This window comes from Bradyrhizobium sp. Kon56 (genome assembly GCF_055807635.1).
This window is the reverse complement of sequence record NZ_JBVVOU010000046.1, coordinates 1-16,135: the sequence shown is the minus strand read 5'-3', so window position 1 is coordinate 16,135 and position 16,135 is coordinate 1. Positions and strand designations below refer to the sequence as shown.

Annotated in this window: 14 protein-coding genes; 10 read left to right on the top strand and 4 right to left on the bottom strand. The window is 59.1% G+C overall.

Annotated elements, in window-relative coordinates; all coding sequences use genetic code 11:
* Positions 1-1,380: 1,380 nt before the first annotated feature.
* The gene (locus tag AC0L3B_RS35490) at positions 1,381-1,935 is read right to left on the bottom strand and encodes a peroxiredoxin (RefSeq protein ID WP_473382201.1); all 555 of its coding nucleotides are present in this window, start codon (positions 1,933-1,935) and stop codon (positions 1,381-1,383) included.
* 531 nt (positions 1,936-2,466) lie between these two features.
* Between AC0L3B_RS35490 and nifH the strand changes: the two genes are divergently transcribed.
* The 7 genes from nifH (at position 2,467) to AC0L3B_RS35455 (ending at position 10,080) form a co-directional block, all read left to right on the top strand.
* Complete coding sequence (gene nifH, locus AC0L3B_RS35485; protein ID WP_007600043.1) at positions 2,467-3,357, top strand: nitrogenase iron protein; 891 nt, start codon at positions 2,467-2,469, stop codon at positions 3,355-3,357.
* Between the two features lie 66 nt (positions 3,358-3,423).
* Positions 3,424-4,149, top strand: coding sequence for a nitrogen fixation protein NifQ (locus AC0L3B_RS35480; RefSeq protein WP_204513350.1), 726 nt, complete (start codon positions 3,424-3,426; stop codon positions 4,147-4,149).
* A 694-nt stretch (positions 4,150-4,843) separates the two neighbouring features.
* Positions 4,844-5,176, top strand: coding sequence for a nitrogenase stabilizing/protective protein NifW (gene nifW / locus AC0L3B_RS35475; protein WP_085383484.1), 333 nt, complete (start codon positions 4,844-4,846; stop codon positions 5,174-5,176).
* Between the two features lie 1,140 nt (positions 5,177-6,316).
* Positions 6,317-7,432, top strand: coding sequence for an electron transfer flavoprotein subunit alpha/FixB family protein (locus AC0L3B_RS35470; RefSeq protein WP_409363682.1), 1,116 nt, complete (start codon positions 6,317-6,319; stop codon positions 7,430-7,432).
* Between the two features lie 11 nt (positions 7,433-7,443).
* Positions 7,444-8,751: an FAD-binding protein gene (locus AC0L3B_RS35465; RefSeq protein ID WP_204513351.1), complete on the top strand. Its 1,308-nt coding sequence runs from the start codon at positions 7,444-7,446 to the stop codon at positions 8,749-8,751.
* Positions 8,752-8,791: 40 nt separating this feature from the next.
* Positions 8,792-9,088, top strand: a complete 297-nt coding sequence (locus AC0L3B_RS35460) for a ferredoxin family protein (protein ID WP_085383486.1) — start codon at positions 8,792-8,794, stop codon at positions 9,086-9,088.
* A gap of 686 nt (positions 9,089-9,774) precedes the next feature.
* Positions 9,775-10,080 (top strand): hypothetical protein, encoded by a 306-nt coding sequence (locus tag AC0L3B_RS35455; protein WP_473382200.1) that lies wholly within the window; start codon positions 9,775-9,777, stop codon positions 10,078-10,080.
* Between the two features lie 985 nt (positions 10,081-11,065).
* Here AC0L3B_RS35455 and AC0L3B_RS35450 read toward each other — a convergent pair.
* Positions 11,066-11,479: an RMD1 family protein gene (locus AC0L3B_RS35450; RefSeq protein ID WP_231189449.1), complete on the bottom strand. Its 414-nt coding sequence runs from the start codon at positions 11,477-11,479 to the stop codon at positions 11,066-11,068.
* 264 nt (positions 11,480-11,743) lie between these two features.
* On the opposite strand from AC0L3B_RS35450, the gene AC0L3B_RS35445 reads away from it, so the two are divergent.
* The 3 genes from AC0L3B_RS35445 to AC0L3B_RS35435 all read left to right on the top strand — a co-directional run bounded on the left by AC0L3B_RS35445 (position 11,744) and on the right by AC0L3B_RS35435 (position 13,459).
* A complete protein-coding gene (locus tag AC0L3B_RS35445; protein ID WP_231189447.1) occupies positions 11,744-12,487 on the top strand; it encodes an energy-coupling factor ABC transporter permease in 744 nt (247 codons plus the stop codon).
* 67 nt (positions 12,488-12,554) lie between these two features.
* Positions 12,555-12,950 carry an SAM-dependent methyltransferase gene (locus AC0L3B_RS35440; protein WP_204513352.1) on the top strand — a complete coding sequence of 132 codons (396 nt, stop codon included), beginning with the start codon at positions 12,555-12,557 and terminating at the stop codon, positions 12,948-12,950.
* Complete coding sequence (locus tag AC0L3B_RS35435) at positions 12,938-13,459, top strand: thermonuclease family protein (protein WP_204513353.1); 522 nt, start codon at positions 12,938-12,940, stop codon at positions 13,457-13,459. Before AC0L3B_RS35440 ends, AC0L3B_RS35435 begins: the two co-directional genes overlap by 13 nt.
* Positions 13,460-14,117: 658 nt before the next feature.
* On the opposite strand, the gene sugE is transcribed toward AC0L3B_RS35435, so the two are convergent.
* Together sugE and AC0L3B_RS35425 are read right to left on the bottom strand one after the other, a co-directional pair.
* A complete protein-coding gene (gene sugE, locus AC0L3B_RS35430) occupies positions 14,118-14,432 on the bottom strand; it encodes a quaternary ammonium compound efflux SMR transporter SugE (protein WP_473382199.1) in 315 nt (104 codons plus the stop codon).
* Positions 14,433-14,524: 92 nt separating this feature from the next.
* Positions 14,525-15,397, bottom strand: coding sequence for a radical SAM/SPASM domain-containing protein (locus AC0L3B_RS35425; RefSeq protein WP_210350941.1), 873 nt, complete (start codon positions 15,395-15,397; stop codon positions 14,525-14,527).
* Between the last annotated feature and the right edge of the window lie 738 nt (positions 15,398-16,135).

Below are 16,135 nucleotides of genomic sequence, written 5' to 3'. Positions count from 1 at the left end.
GCTACTCCATCAATACTGGCGCCTGAATATTGCTCTACGAAACTTCTTGGTGAGTGAAGTTGATGTACTTGAGCAAGAAGCGCTTTCGAGTTGTTTTTTGAAGGACCGAATCGAGCATCCCTGTCTCGATAGCTTGCTTCCATGTTGAAGCGCCTGACGTGCGTCGGGAATCGGGTTTGTCACGCGGATAAAGATACAGAAGGACAGAGAACAAATTCGCGTGTAGTTCATGTTCTTATCTGGAAGATAAAAAGCCCGCTTGAATAGTTGCCGATGGTCATTGATATGGTAATGGGAAGCTAGTTGCGTCGTTTTTCAAAAACAAGGCGCTGCAGATAAATGTGCAAAGCGAAATCGGAGAACGTCACGTGGCGAAAAGCACCAAGCGCAAAGAATATAGTAAGGATGAGGTCAAGCTGCTCAAGGCGCACTCAAGGGCGCGCACCCCTGTAGCTAGGGTTTCAAAGCTTATGAAGCGATCCGAAGGCTCCCTAAGGCAGAAAGCGTCTACCTTGGGGATTGGCTTGGGTCACCAGCGCTGAGATGGGATTCAGCTTCGGAAATCGACCGGCGTGATGATCGAGACCGTCAGGCGGCGTGCGATTGCTGGCCAGTTGGTCGTCTCAGGCTCGGCGCCGACGGTTAGGTCGCGCGGCGAACGAGCTGACCGGCTTCTCCGTCGATCCGGTTACTTGACCTAAACCCAACCGATTGTCGTGTTCAATCAGCGACTCAAGCGAATCGCTCGTCGCAACGTGCTGCTTAGGCGCTGAATATAGATTTGCCGGGCCCGGAAAATACGGTGTGCGAGCGCGTCGACCGACGGCAGGCACACGTCGTTCGCGCTAAGCCATATGCCGCTGCGTCCACCCTTCTCAAGGCGCGGCGACTGAAACCTAGAATGCCCCAAGAGGGAGAGATTGGTACCCTGTTTCTGACCTCGTGGGCGCTGGATCGCGCCCTTGAAGTTGCTTGCCGGTAAGCCGCAGACAAAAGAGAACCGCGGTCCCGGCCTACGACGAAGTAGAAGGAACTCCGGCGGGAGATGTGCGTCCGGCAGGCGCAGAAGCGTACAAGCGTTTGTATGTTCATGGGCAGCCGCGACGGCATCCGCTTGTGTTCGGGATGATGTGAGGGCAAAGCGGCCGTGAACGCTGTTCATCGTCGTGATCGAGACCGTGGATATCGCCGCCGCGACTGCCGCGCCGATATCGCGGCGGCGGCGTCAGAGTTCATGACCGGTAAAGAGAACTGAATTGCGGGTCGCACTCGCTAGCAGTGTTTGCGGCAGCATCGTCTCACCTGAAATCATCGAAGAACGATTGCGTCTGACGTCCCGCGGCCGGAACGCTCGTCCAACTGCACGATCGATATGTTGCCTCAGGCAGTTTTAAGCGTGTCGCCACCGATTTCGCGGTTGCAAGGGCAGAGCTCATCAGTCTGTATCGCATCCAGAACACGTAACGTATCGGTGGGGCTGCGGCCGACATTGGGGCTAGTCGCGTAGACATGCTGGATCGTGTTCTCAGGATCGACGATGAAGGTATAGCGATGTGCGATGCCATCACGCGAGCGCACTCCAAGGCCATCGACCAGTGCGCCCTTGGTGTCGGCAAACTGCCAGATGGATAGACGGTGCAGGTCCTTATGGTCACGCCGCCAGGCGAGCTTGCAAAACTCGTTATCGGTCGACCCACCAAGCACGATTGCGTCGCGATCGGCGAAATCCTTCGTCAGGCGGGCAAACTCGGCGATTTCGGTTGGGCAGACGAATGTGAAATCCTTCGGGTAAAAGAAGATGACTTTCCATTTGCCGGGGAAACTTCTCTCAGTCAGCGTCTCGAAAGCGCTTTGCCCGTCCTCCTCCTGCAGGTGAAAGCCGGGCTTCACGCCTATGATGTCGAACGGCGGCAACTTACTTCCAATTCCAAGCATATTGTCCTCACAACATCGGGTCACACGGAACAGCGTTCCGCGACTGAGCAAGCAATATGCCACCCGATCTGGCGGCAAGTGCCCGCCATACCCGTCGTGGAACATTCGCCTTTGATGGTGGCGATGTCCTCGAGCCCGATCTGCAATATGTCCGTCTCCTCAATCGTCTCGGGCGTAAGACGCGAGATTTCCCGTTTGTGCTCCTTGGCCGGCGCTCGTAGTGGAATCGGAGCGCAGAGGCTTTGTCGGGTTTCTGTCAGAGCCTTTGCGGCTGTCCGGTCCGCCACAGCACGCCGGCGTCCGAGGCCACGCTGTTAGTTGAGGGTAATCAAGGGCTTAATGCAGGTGCGAAGGAAATGGCACGCCAGTTGCTAACTGGATGGAGCAACAACGAGCGAGGGCTGAGGGCACGCCGACGCTGATGGCGAGCGATGGCCTCCTTCCCGAAACTCGTGTGCCCATGGTTTCTACGAGAGAAACAGGCTCGCGCATTCGGCGCGAAAAATTGGCAATCGGTTGATGGAGAGCAACATGTCTTCGCTGAGACAAATCGCGTTTTATGGCAAGGGCGGCATCGGCAAATCGACGACGTCGCAAAATACGCTGGCGGCCCTTGCTGAGCTGGGCCAAAGGATTCTGATCGTCGGCTGCGATCCCAAAGCGGACTCGACTCGCCTCATCCTGCACGCCAAAGCGCAAGACACCATTCTGAGCCTGGCGGCGAATGCCGGCAGCGTCGAGGACCTCGAAATCGAGGACGTCATCAAGCTCGGCTACAGGGACATTCGATGCGTCGAGTCCGGTGGTCCGGAGCCGGGGGTCGGCTGCGCCGGACGCGGCGTGATCACGTCCATCAACTTTCTGGAAGAGAATGGCGCTTATGAGGACATCGACTACGTCTCTTACGATGTGCTCGGCGACGTCGTCTGCGGCGGCTTCGCGATGCCCATCCGTGAGAATAAGGCACAGGAAATCTACATCGTGATGTCCGGCGAGATGATGGCGATGTATGCCGCCAACAACATCTCCAAGGGCATTCTGAAGTATGCGAATTCCGGCGGCGTGCGTCTCGGCGGCCTGATCTGCAACGAGCGGCAGACCGACAAGGAGCTGGAGCTTGCCGATGCTCTTGCCAAGAAGCTCGGCAGCCGGCTGATCTACTTCGTGCCGCGCGACAATGTCGTGCAGCACGCGGAGCTGCGCCGAATGACGGTGCTGGAATACGCGCCGGACTCCAAGCAGGCGGATCACTATCGCAATCTCGCGACCAAGATCCACAATAATGCCGGACAAGGCGCTATCCCGACGCCAATCAGCATGGACGAGCTCGAAGATATGCTCATGGAGCACGGCATCATCAAGCCCGTCGACGAGAGCCAGGTCGGCAAGACCGCTGCCGAGCTTGCCGCTATTTCGGCATAGTTCATGTTGTCGGCCTTCTCGATCCGGGAAGGCCGACCTCGTCCACTCAGAAGCTGTGCGAAAGTTATGATCGGCAAAGGAAAAACGGCCGGCACGATCTCATCTCGCGTATCGGTAGCTCACGTCGCCGAGCAGCGCGATGCGAGTGAGCTCTACAAGCTTCTGACGGGGCGCCATCCGGCAGAAGTCGACATCAGTGACAATGATGACTTCGATCGCCATGTGCTCGCTTGCATTCTGGCCACATCAGCTATGGATCGCGGCCAACTTCCCGAACGTGCTGACTTGACCAACCAGGAGCTCAATGCGCTCTTGGTGCAATACTTCCCATCCGCCCCGGTCAGGAGTTGTACCTGGCGCGAACAGTCCGCCTTACCGGCTCTTGACGAGACAATCATGGTACGCGACCTCCTGCTTGCGCAACGTTCCACTCATGGCGAGGTTGGCGGCTGGCTCGCGACGATGATCGCGCGGCGCGCCATGGAGCCTAATCACTTATGGGAAGATCTCGGCCTGCGGAAGCGGGATGAATTGTCCCGTGTCCTCATGCGCCATTTCGGGCCGCTGGCGGCTCGCAACACGAAGAACATGCGCTGGAAGCGCTTCTTCTATCGCATGCTATGCGAAGATGACGGCCTGGTGATGTGTACCACGCCGGTCTGCACGGAATGCAATGATTTTGATCTTTGCTTCGGCGAAGAGAGCGGGGAGAGCCGGATGGCCGGACGTCGGCGGGATCATCTGCGCCGCCTTGATGACACCGTCCAAGCCGTCCCAAGCTTGAAAGGCTGAGTTCATTATTGATACCCTCTTTGGCGCCATTGCGGGAGTATTCTACGAGCTTTCGGCCACCTGTCGCATGGGGGGTGAAAACAGGCCGGGGCAAACGATTGCGCGCACCCGACCTAAGGCCGAGGCGGCGTCTGATGATCGCGGGTTGATATCTGGCGGAGCCGACAATGCGCCGCTGAAGGAAGTTGCCGTCGCACCCAGACAGCTCTGTTGCGGTGATACCGGCGTACTGCTATCCGAACTGGAAAAAGCCGCGGTCGTCGTTGCAGCCCCTGCGCCCCGTACCATCCCGCTCAACAAGGCGATTGTCGACGAGCATGTCTTTACCAATGCACCCGGCATCCACGACCACGGGCTGTTAAAGGACCCGGCGCAGCTACGAGGGGCTAGGCCCGGGGCTGCTCGCCGCTCCTCCCGGGTTGTGATCGGAAAGCATTCAGGGTTCGCCCCGATCACCTTGCTGCTGTCGTGCAGCTTTCTTTCGGCGCCGAGCAAAGCGAAACCATCCCCGCGCCCGTCCGCAAGCATGCGATCGAGCACCAAGGTTTGGTGTGCAGGAAACGGTGTTGGCGATCTGGCGCGACATTCACGAGAGCTCGCTCGTCAACAGCGAATCAGCCACGCGCGTCGCGCGATCGGGTTGAAACATTCCGGCCTGGTCGTTTCTGGGCGCGGATCGAGATGGAGGTTGAGAATGACGACTGATGGCATCCTTGCGCGATTGAACAAGGCCTCGGCCGCAGAGGATTTTTTTTCACTCCTCGGCGTCGAGTACGATGCGAAAATCGTCGATGTGGCGCGGCTTCACATCCTGCGTCGCATGGGCCAATATCTCGCAGGCGAGGAGTTGACCGGTGCATCTGATCCTGAGATCGCCGCGCGTTGCAAGGCCACGCTTGAGCGCGCCTATGCCGACTTCGTCACGTCCACCCCGATCGAACAGCGCGTATTCAAGGTGCTGAAGGATGCGGCCGCACCACAAGCGAACAAGCATCCAGCATTGGTCCAGCTCGATTTGTTGGAGTGAATTGAGCTCATATGTCGTGCTCTGGACCGTGAAGGTCCCGAGAGCCTGACAGCAAGCCATGGTTTTGAATTCAAGCGGAAAGTTACAGTCGCGGCCTCGCGGATCCGCAGCTTGAGCACCTCGGCTCGTTAGAGGCCAATCACGACTCACCGCTGATATTTCCATCCTTTTAAGCTGGTACGCATGCTGTACCTATCTCCTGCAATCATGCGCCGGCAGCGGGACCGCACACGTCGCGACGAAAGCTCACCAAGGTTCGGATGAGTGTCTTCTGTCGCATTCCTGACACGGGTCAGTACGGTCTCGAATGTTTCGATCTCGTGAGATGCCGCCTCCTTCGATAAGATTCTGAAATAGCGATCAATTTTCATCGCCTGCGCAAATTGGTACGACAATTGCTGACATATGCTCAGCTAGTCTGGAGAAGCGCATGCTCGTCTTGGTCCGCATCGATTTTGTTTTTGACGCCGCGCCGGTTCGCGCGCGCTGCCTGCCGGCACCATAATGCGTCGCGACGCCAAAGCGATGGTCGCATACCTGGCGGAGCTGAAAGCTGCGTTTGATTCGTGCGCCCCCGTTGGCCGATCCCTGGCCGAGGTTTCGCGGGGGGAGCCGTTGCTCAACAGCGCCGGCCGTGCGGCGCCGTTGACCGGGCGCCTTGAGCGCCGCCCCTCCTGTCTTCGCGAGGAGTTGCGTGCCTGTCGCTATGATCGGCAAGAAACAAGGGCACTCGGAGCAATGGGATCGCGCTTCCATCGGCAAGCACGCGGCCGACAATCGTACCAGCCGAGCCCCTCGCAGCTCCTCGATCTGTTGCACCTCTGTTGCATCTCTAAGATGAGGAGGACCAATCGATCGGCGCGCCTGACCGGCCGGGTCGGTGCCTTAGCAGTGCCCGAAACCAAACCGTCGCCCCAGTATGCCGAATCCGGAACGAACCCGAAGCGCATGCTTCCGGGCTCGTGGCCCAGGTCCAGCAAGGGCTGTGTCGGCCCCGCGCTGCTGCCAGGCGGTGCTGACGCGATGCTGGCCGGCATCTGGCCCGACGCTTAACTGAAGAAATCTTCAAGCGCGAATTCCAACCTGGAGGCGGAGCATGCTCCGCTGGCGAGCCGCAACTGAATGCGAATGGGAGTACAGATGATGAGCACCGCACCGAAAAGTGCAGCTCCGGCCGCGGGTGGTGGTCGCGCGGCGACCAAGAGGGAGCTGCCCGAGCGATTTAAGCCGTATAAGCACGTCTGGGTTTTCATCGAGCAGGAACGCGGGGTCGTGCACCCCGTCTCATGGGAGCTGATGGGTGCCGGCCGCCGGCTCGCCGACAAGCTTAATGTTGACCTCGCCGCGGTTGTCATCGGGCCGGTTGGGGAGACAACGCAGCAGGCGGTCGCCGAATCCTTCTGCTACGGCGCCGATCTCGCCTATATCGTCGCGGACAATCTCTTGGCCGATTATCGCAACCAGTCCTATACCAAGGCCCTGTCAGAGCTGGTCAACACTTACAAGCCGGAAATCCTACTCCTAGGGGCAACAACACTCGGCCGTGATCTCGCCGGCTCAGTGGCCACCACACTGCTCACCGGCCTAACTGCCGACTGCACAGAACTCGATGTCGATGCCGACGGCTCGCTTGCAGCGACCCGGCCGACGTTTGGCGGCTCACTGTTGTGCACGATCTACACACTCAACTATCGTCCACAGATGGCAACCGTCCGGCCGCGCGTGATGCCGATGCCCGAGCGCGTGACAGGCGCCGTCTCGCGCGTCATCTCGCATCCGCTCGGGCTTGTAGAAGAAGATATCGTCACAAAAGTCCTGTCCTTCCTGCCAGACCGCGATTCTACAAAGTCCAACCTTGCCTATGCCGACGTGGTCGTCGCTGGAGGGCTCGGTCTGGGATCGCCTGAAAATTTCCAACTGGTACACCAGCTCGCGGACGTGCTTGGCGCCGAATATGGCTGCTCGCGGCCGCTGGTCCAGAAGGGCTGGGCCACCTCCGACCGACAAATCGGCCAGACCGGGAAAACCATCCGGCCAAAGCTCTATATCGCGGCCGGCATTTCCGGCGCTATCCAGCATCGCGTCGGCGTGGAGGGCGGCGACCTCATCGTTGCCATCAACACTGACAAGAACGCTCCGATCTTCGACTTTGCCCATATCGGCATCGTCACCGACGCCATTCGACTGTTGCCGGCGTTGACCTCTGCATTCCGCGCGCAGCTATCGCCGCACTCGCACGACCGCATCGCTGGCTAGGGGAGCTTGTTATGATTCAGGAAAGATTCGACGCCATCGTCGTCGGTGCTGGCATGGGCGGGAACGCGGCGGCGCTTACAATGGCCGAGCGGGGTCTGAAAGTGCTGCAGCTGGAACGCGGCGAGTATTCCGGGTCGAAGAACGTGCAAGGGGCCATCCTTTATGCCGACATGCTGGAGAAGCTGATTCCGAATTTCCGAGAAGATGCGCCGCTTGAGCGGCATCTAGTCGAGCAACGCTTCTGGATCCTGGACGAGCGTTCGCACACCGGGATTCACTATCGATCCGATGATTTCAACGAGGAGAAGCCGAACCGCTACACCATCATCCGCGCTCAGTTCGATAAATGGTTGTCGCAGAAGGTCCGCGACGCCGGCGCTACCGTGCTGTGCGAGACCACGGTGACCGAGCTCCTCCAGGATTCCCATGGCAGGGTCGTCGGGGTGCGCACAGACCGCGATGGGGGTGAAATCCATGCAGATGTTGTCGTGCTGGCCGAGGGGGTGAACGGAGTGCTCGGGACGGGCGCGGGCTTAAGAGGGCGGCCGAAACCGGACAAGGTCGCACTCGCGGTTAAGGAGATGCATTTTTTGTCACGCGAGACAATCGACGCTCGCTTCAATCTCAAAGGCGACGAGGGGCTCGTCATCGAAGCGGTCGGAACCATCTCCCGCGGCATGACCGGTATGGGCTTCATCTATTCCAATAAGGAATGCATCTCGCTCGGTATTGGCTGTCTTGTTGCCGACTTCCAGCGTACCGGCGAGACGCCTTACGGCCTGCTCGAGGGTTTCAAGCGTCACCCATCCGTCGCGCCGCTCATCGAAGGTTCGGAGGTCAAGGAATATTCTGCGCACTTGATCCCCGAAGGTGGGTACAGGGCAATCCCGCAGCTTTGCGGGGAGGGCTGGGTGGTCGTCGGAGACGCCGCCCAACTTAACAACGCCATCCATCGCGAGGGGTCCAATTTGGCGATGACGTCGGGCCGTATCGCGGCGGAAGCGATCTGCCTTATCAGATCGCGAAAAGATCCGATGACGGCCAAAAATCTTTCGCTTTACAAGAAAATGCTAACTGATTCTTTCGTGATCAAGGACCTGAAGAAGTACAAAGATATGCCGGCACTCATGCATACCCACTCGCAGAACTTCTTTCTCACATATCCGCAGCTCTTCTCCAAGGCGATGCAGGATTACGTGCGCGTCGACGGCACACCAAAGCTCGAGAAAGAGAAGCTGATGCTGAGCTCGTTCATCAAGGCCCGGTCTTGGAGTGGGCTGTTTAGCGATGCCCTGCGCATTGCCCGGGCCTGGCGGTGATCCAAACCTAAGACAATGACGAACGACGGAGCCAGAAACAATGCCGAGCGAGCCATCCCAACGTGTCGAGGATAAACTATTCTACAACCGTTATCTCGTTGATTCCGGCCGCGCCCACATCAAGGTACGTCCGCACACCACGCCATCCTCGCGGCTCTTGTCGATGCTGAAGGCCTGCCCTGCACGGTGCTACGAGCTCAACGATAAAGGTCATGTTGAGGTGACAGTCGATGGGTGTATCGAGTGCGGCACCTGCAGGGTGATCTGCGAAGAAAGTGGTGATATCGAGTGGAGCTACCCACGCGGCGGTTACGGTGTCCTGTTCAAGTTCGGTTAAATCTTCAGGTGAGAGCCCTGCCACGGCGGCTACGTCGTTCTCGCGATGCAACGAGATCACGCGCGAAATCGGCGTTAACCCGGTCACGTTCAACCGGTGTCCCAATCTTCCATCTACCCGGCGGGCCCTTGCATGGTGGACAAACGCAGTTTCCGGTTTCCGGTATAATATTCCCGAAGATAGCCAAAGCGAGCGGATCCGAAGCAAGGGTGCAAACGCAACGTCGTCCGTCTCGGATCTGGTCCACGGTCTGGTTGTCTTCCGGAATATCTGGCCGGTTTCGTCCTCCCTGGAAGGTTGGCGGTGATCCGCCCGCCGCCACCGCCTCGCTGCCTATCACCTACTGACGGAATGTTGGAAGCAGGCCTTCGCTCGGCCGTAGCACGACCCGACAACATGCCATCCCGCGCCTTGTAGACGAGAAAAGCACGAGCGCATCACGAAAATAGCGCATTCTGAGTCCTTCGCGCGACCGCTGGTTCCGCGTTCGTCAGGCGGACTGCGCGCATGCACCACACAACTTTGCACTTTCATTCCGCTGTATCGCCGGGATATATCGTCCGCCGGAGAGCATGATGATGGTTCGGGTACAAAAGAGCAGGGCAGGAGCTAACGCGTGGCGAGCAGATGCAGGGCGTGAGAGTTCGATTGCCGACATCCAGGCTCGCATAGTCGAAGTGAGAAGCTTGCCGCGCGAGAAGCTCGCGGATGCGGCGTTCATGCTCTCGATGAATGCACGAAGCCAGCGCGAGTTGATACGAGAGGCAATCGAGAAGCGCGCCGCGGTCGAGTTGGACTTTGATCCGCCGGCGAAAGGGGATTTGGCGACCTATCTCGCCAATGATGTGGTCTCGACCTTACGCGACCACGTTTCTGAACTTCCCGCCCTGATGGACCTCTTGGTTCAGCGAGCGCCTGACCGTCCATCGGGAGGAGGCCGTTTCGCTGCTCGCCGCAATCGTTCGCGAACAGCGGCTCGAAGGTGTCCTTGAAGGCCTCAGGCTCGCCGGCCTTCTGAACGAGCCAGCTAAGCATCGCCATGGCGGGTTCTGTTCAGAAGTGGATTTGGGGGAAGTTGCCGCCCGCACGTGAGTGGCGAGGGCGCTTTGAGGACAATCCCTGCAGATGGAATGTCTACAGGCAACCGGGACGTCGGATATCTCGGCGCCTGCTTGCGAGGTCAGAACCGCTTGAAATTCGCGGCGCAGTTCCTTGTCGTCCGTTTATCGCTGACGCGGAGCTGCCATGCACGCTCCATGGCAGTACCGAGCGCGTATAGCTCGGCGACCGTCGCCTTAGTCAACCCGAGGACCGCGGTTCGGAGCTTTCATGTTCAGTTGTAGCACGCGCGGTGCGCTGCGCTCCTCGATCACGGAGCCTTTCGCTAACAGCCAAGCAAGGGAAATCACCGAAAGCGATGTCGACCGAGCCGCGGCGATGTGTCAACGCGGCGAAAGGCGTTCGCTCTTAGCGAGGCGCTCTGGTGAAATCGACCGTCCTTGTTCCGGTCGTCACTGGCCGCGCGCTGGCGAACGACGGGGGAAGCGCAAGTATTCCGCGAGCTACTCGGCAACAGCGGACAAGCTCAGTTGCGGTCCGCCGCAAACTGACAAAGGGTCTTCTCGGATCACGCTGGATCGTCGGGGTGAACGCTCTGCCGCGCGTCTGCCATACACGCATGATCGTTGATCGATTTTCCGGAGAATTGCGCCGGAAGTCGCCTCGCCTATTTGCTCGGTCGCGAGCCGCACCGGGATTTCGTCGAACCTCGCGTGCACGAGCACGGCGAAGGCTTCGCCAAAACACGCCGCCGCGTGCGCCGAACAGCGTGTTCCTCGCAACTACCCGGCCTGATACGTTAGTGAGCCCGCTCAAAGGCTAGGAAAGCGCCTCGCCTGCTGTGACCAGCCGCACTTCACTGAGCTGCTGCAATAATCTGACCGCATCCAATCGCAACTTTCGTCGCGATCAGCACGACTATAACCTTCCAGACGCAGCGAGCGCCGTGTCTCGATGATGTCCGTCGGGGCGTTGGCCGTCCGGAATGGCCCGCAGGTTGCGCTGGAGCATCTCAAGACGCTCCTTCAATTCGTATTGGTTAGTCAGCCGCGAATAGAGCCGCTCCAGCGCCGGCTTGCCCCAGAGTGCGTCGGGCTTCTCGGCAATGGCTGCGCGGCCCGCCACATGCTGCTGGACCAGGAGCGCATCGCCGATCAGCTGGAGAATGCCCTTGGGTCCTCGCGCGGTCGGCCGCGCTCGGCTAGTTCGAGTGCAAAGGGTGTCTTCGCGCCGGCGGCCGCAGGATTTCCAATTCAAGAAGGGAGGTAGAACGATTGTTCGAAACGGCACAGGTTGAGCAAAGACGGGGCACCGATGTGTGTTCAATTTCATCCAGAGTATGTCAGCTAGCTCACACCGCGAGCCTTGTGGGGACGGAAAACGTTTCAACGCGCAATCAGAGGCTTAAGCGCGGTGGCGGGGGTGGCATAGCTGTTGCTATCAAAGTCCCGCAGACCGAGCGGAGGCTGTGTGCACACCCGGTCCGATATGGCGGAAGCAGGACGTTAGCAGTCGACCGAGGTGCGGAAACTGAAATGCCGTTTCGAGCGGTCTACCACACAAGGCCGGAGTGGAAAGGCAAGAGGGACCTGGACCATGCATATCGAACCGGGAATAGTAACAGGCGCCAAGCTTGTGCTAAGCTGCGTGCTAGGCCTTGCGACGTGCTGCGTCGCCGCCAAGCTTCTGGTCGAGACTATGCGCGAGCGGGGCGCTCTGTCATTTGCCCTGCAAGCCATCGCCGCGACGCTTGTGTTCATGTTCTTCGAGAGTCTGCCGCACTTTGCTGTTGGGGTCTCCGAGGTGCGTTTCGTCCCCGGCTCGATGCTGTTTCTGTTGTTCGGCGCGGCGGCGGCTGCTTTTGGTCTTGCGCTCGGCCTGTTGCTGGAAAACATACTCTTTGTTCCGGCCGACCTGCCGCAATTTGGTATGAATGCCACGACGCTTCTGGTGCCGCTGTTTGCGATCCAGGCGCTCGCCAATCGCCTCATCCCGTCCAACACCGCGCATCGCGATCTGCAGTACAGCAAGGCGCTTGCCCTCTCGACGGCGTATCAGTCTGGTATCGTTGTCTGCGTCACGTTTTGGGCCCTCTACGGCGCGGGCTTCGGCGCCGCCAATCTTTATAGCATCGCATGGTTCGCGGTGTCCTACGCACTTGTGGCCCTGGTCCAGGTAGGGGTTGAGATGGCTGTGCTGGCGCTCGCGAAACAAGTTGGGCGGCGTGACTGCGGGCGGAGTCGTCGCCAACCGCCTGTAGAAGGCATGTTGCCGTTGATAACAACGATGGCCCTCGGAGCGCCCGTTTTGCTCCAGCGATGCATACACTTTCCCTTATAGTTGCCGTGAGCAGCGACCGCGGACGGCGCGTGCTCGCTGCTATCGGTGCCAGAAAGGCGGCGAGCTTATGCTCATTTCGGACAAGGCCACCAGGAATTCGTATGACGCGGACTTGCGGGCAGCGGTCTGCGCTTGCTTGATGGCTAATCAGCGTACGCGCACGACGGATTTCGTCCTGCCGGTGCGCGATGCAGTCGAGGCGGACTGCCGCAATGACGTGGAGCAATGGCCCCATTCGGTCAGCGCAGCAGGCGCGTCACAAACCATCGTGGGCGAGGTTGGACGCGAGGGAGGTGTTGCGCTGCTCATTCAGGGAGATTCATCTGTCGAGCGAGCTTACCTATTCAACATTAGCACCCTTCTGGGCACTGCGATCGAGCGCCTTTGGCCACTTGCCTATGCTCTGCTGCGCTCGGCCGGAATGTTCGCAGTTCGGAAAAGAAGATCGCTATGCCCGGATTGATCGTGGTGTTGACCATGTTCGCACTGTGCAGCATCGTGTTGGCCGGCCAGTTGACCGGGCGGGCAAAGGTCATCAACACCGACACCGTTGAAATCAACAGGACTCGCGTTCGGCTCTGGGGCATCGACGCGCCGGACAAGTCCCAAATGTGCAGAGATATCAACGGCAATCCATATCGATGTGGCCTCAGGGCCGTGCGCGACCTTGAAGGCTTCATTGCAGAGCGCGAAGTCAGTTGCCTGTCAGTGCTGCAGGATGAGTCTGGACGGACGATTGCGACCTGTTCAGCTGATGGCATGGATGTCGGAGAATGGTTGGTGCGCAATGGTCTCGCGTTCGATCAGACGCAATCTTCCACAGGACCATACCGGGCCGCGCAACGCGCCGCCGATCGTGCCGGACTGGGCTTATGGTCGGGCAGCTTTGCCGTACCTTCGTTATATCGAGCGTGCATTCGGTTGGGTGGTCGACCAGCCAGCTGTTCGGACGACACGAATGCACATCCTTGATGGCTGGCCCCTACACCAGAATACGCCGCAATCGGCTCCCGCGTGAGGTGACAGTCACGAGCGAGCTGGCTCGATCGGGAGTAAGTCCTCAACACTGCCGCCCAACCATGCGACGAGTAGGATGGTCTCGTACTCTTAGGCGGGATGGTCGGAACCAGTTCGGAGCAAACGAAGACGCTCTGCCGATCATATCGTCCTGTGATGCACCTTCTCCCCTGCAGCTCCGTAGAGCAGGCATCGCATGACTCGAGCAAGCGACCTTTCTTGGCCCGCGCCCCGGCGCATCAGCGGCATACCTGGATCCATTACTGTTCTATTCGTATTCGCGAGTTCGGAGGCGAATTGTTCGTGCCGCTCCGGGTGTTACATCGTGCCAGACGCCATGGCCGTGGGCACGCCGATTGTCGACGGGCGTATCGTCCTCACCATGGGCGTTCGCGTTGCGACACTGAGGCTCGCGGTCAACAGGTCTCGGCCCAGAGGGCCTGCATCGGCATCCGGTTCACGGCGACTTTCTTCGGCCATCATCACTGCTCCCTTCTCGGCGCCGCGCCCCTCGGCGGTGCGCTGGAACGCGCCCAGGTCGACAAACACGGCGGCCAGTCTCTGCGATCGTTGCGGCGCTGACCTGCTGTTGGTCAATGCTTCGATGTTTTCGTCAGGACACGAGCTTCAGCCCGACAATGCCGGCCACGATCAGTCCGATGCTGGCAAAGCGAAACGCGGCGGCCGGCTCCCCGAACAGGATGATGCCGAGCGCCGCGGTGCCGACCGCACCGATGCAGGTCCAGACCGCATAGGCAGTTCCAATGGGCAGCGTCTTCAGAGCAAGGCCGAGCAGGATCACGCTGCCAGCCATGGCCGCGAGCGTGAGCACGGACGGAACAAGCTTGGTAAAGCCCTGAGTGTATTTGAGTCCGATTGCCCAGGCGACTTCCAGGAGACCCGCGACCAACAAAATGCTCCAGGCCATGGCAACCCTCCGTTCATGGCGGGGTCGTCCCCGCGGCTGATGTGATGATGAGCGGCAAGGCCGTCCTCGCCTGGGCTCCCGATTCGTTTCGATCAGTCAGGGTCAACTGCTCTCAAGGATGAGCATTCCGACCTCAGTGGCTCGGCGAATTCACACGATCGACAAAGTAGAAAACCGTCCGCGCCGTTCATGCGACTGGTAATCCTGCAAAAAGCCGCCCCTTCGAAGAGATCCTTGTGTCTGTCGCGGAGAAGGTTGCCCAGAACGTGGCGTCGCTCAAAATCCATGCAGCAGAAGGTAACGTCGCCGTTTGGCAGAAGAACATTCCGATATTGCCGTTCGTCTGGACATCTCAACGCTCCAAGGATTGGCTGTCGTGCTTCAACCATCCTAAGCTCGCCGCTCCCAGGCCTGCTGCGCGGGGGACGCGAGCGAACGAGCGCTTCGTCAGGTATTATGTCGAGTAGTTCAGGATGCACCTCGCCCATGACTATGAAGAGCAGTGACGAAATGCCGGCATCAACAAGTTGGCGCATCAAATCGACATAGTTGCGTCTGACGAGACCACTGTCCATATGCGTGCCGTCGTCAAAAACGTGCACCAGGAAACCGCGGAACTGCAACGCACGCAAGCGTCTTAGATCCCGCCCATTCATTCCTACGAGGGTTGTGAAAATCCGGATTCCATGGCCACACGCGTAGGCATGCTCAACCATTTCGGTGCAAGCCGGATTGAGCCAAGGCTCCGAATACCCGGAAAAGCTGATGTCCACAGTTGCTGGTACGCGCGCCAGGCATCGCTTGAAATCCTGCAAAGAAAGATGCTTCACGTCGGATATAGCTCTTTGCCGTTCGGCGAACTTGTCCTGCGGGCAATAAGAACATCCGACGACACAGCCCGTTGTCGTGGTTACCTCCAAGACCCTGCCGCCACTAATTGCAGAGCGCAGCTCCTGTGCAGTCATCGATTGTATATTATCCACGTCCGCGCTCCGCCATTGGGAACAAAGAGATCTTGAGGGGGCACCCTCGCGTTGCATCCCTCATGTCGGTTCGCTCATGCATCATCCTCGGTTCGTCGCCCATCACCGCGACACTTCACGGTCGCAAGCCGCGGCCGCGATAGATGAAGACAGCGCCGACGGCTCACTCACCCTAGCGCCCCCAGTCCAGCAGGATCCGGTGGCTGCCGAGTGCACATGCATCGACGGCGTCGATCTAACCTCTCGCTTGTTCCAACAAGCATCACTCATGCCATTGGCGGTATTGTCCATAAGCCGACACATCCGCGATAACTGTCTTCGCAATGGCACAACGGAGGCGCAACTGCGATCGAAAGCGTACAATATGACGCTATGTACGATTCAAGCTCTCTCGAAATGAGTTGAATGGCCGCCTTCCTATGAAATGTGAGGCCGTTGCCGCCGCCCCGAGGGCCATGTCATCATCATCGACGTGCATCGGGACCGGCCGCGCGAAGTGCCGACTGGGAGTGCACTTTGCCGCAGTCAAGCGTGCGAATTCTTTACACGACTTCATGCAGCAAGTCGTGAATTTCAATAGTTGGAAACGCTATACAAGGGAGCGGCGTCGTCATGCTCTCCCATGCTCGGGAGGCGGCTGGATAAATAGTCGTCCGTGAACAAGGCTCTAAGCGATTGAGCAGGAGTCAGTTTTCCGGTTGCGGCGGCATTTGAGATTGC

Bases quoted from the DNA above. Each gene is read 5' to 3' on its own strand.
- AC0L3B_RS35445 (WP_231189447.1), top strand. From the start codon at position 11,744: ATGCATATCGAACCGGGAATAGTAACAGGCGCCAAGCTTGTGCTAAGC.
- AC0L3B_RS35480 (WP_204513350.1), top strand. From the start codon at position 3,424: ATGATCGGCAAAGGAAAAACGGCCGGCACGATCTCATCTCGCGTATCG.
- AC0L3B_RS35465 (WP_204513351.1), top strand. From the start codon at position 7,444: ATGATTCAGGAAAGATTCGACGCCATCGTCGTCGGTGCTGGCATGGGC.
- AC0L3B_RS35450 (WP_231189449.1), bottom strand. From the start codon at position 11,479: ATGAAATTGAACACACATCGGTGCCCCGTCTTTGCTCAACCTGTGCCG.
- AC0L3B_RS35440 (WP_204513352.1), top strand. From the start codon at position 12,555: ATGCTCATTTCGGACAAGGCCACCAGGAATTCGTATGACGCGGACTTG.
- AC0L3B_RS35425 (WP_210350941.1), bottom strand. From the start codon at position 15,397: ATGACTGCACAGGAGCTGCGCTCTGCAATTAGTGGCGGCAGGGTCTTG.
- nifW (WP_085383484.1), top strand. From the start codon at position 4,844: ATGACGACTGATGGCATCCTTGCGCGATTGAACAAGGCCTCGGCCGCA.
- AC0L3B_RS35490 (WP_473382201.1), bottom strand. From the start codon at position 1,935: ATGCTTGGAATTGGAAGTAAGTTGCCGCCGTTCGACATCATAGGCGTG.
- sugE (WP_473382199.1), bottom strand. From the start codon at position 14,432: ATGGCCTGGAGCATTTTGTTGGTCGCGGGTCTCCTGGAAGTCGCCTGG.
- AC0L3B_RS35460 (WP_085383486.1), top strand. From the start codon at position 8,792: ATGCCGAGCGAGCCATCCCAACGTGTCGAGGATAAACTATTCTACAAC.
- AC0L3B_RS35435 (WP_204513353.1), top strand. From the start codon at position 12,938: ATGCCCGGATTGATCGTGGTGTTGACCATGTTCGCACTGTGCAGCATC.
- nifH (WP_007600043.1), top strand. From the start codon at position 2,467: ATGTCTTCGCTGAGACAAATCGCGTTTTATGGCAAGGGCGGCATCGGC.
- AC0L3B_RS35470 (WP_409363682.1), top strand. From the start codon at position 6,317: ATGATGAGCACCGCACCGAAAAGTGCAGCTCCGGCCGCGGGTGGTGGT.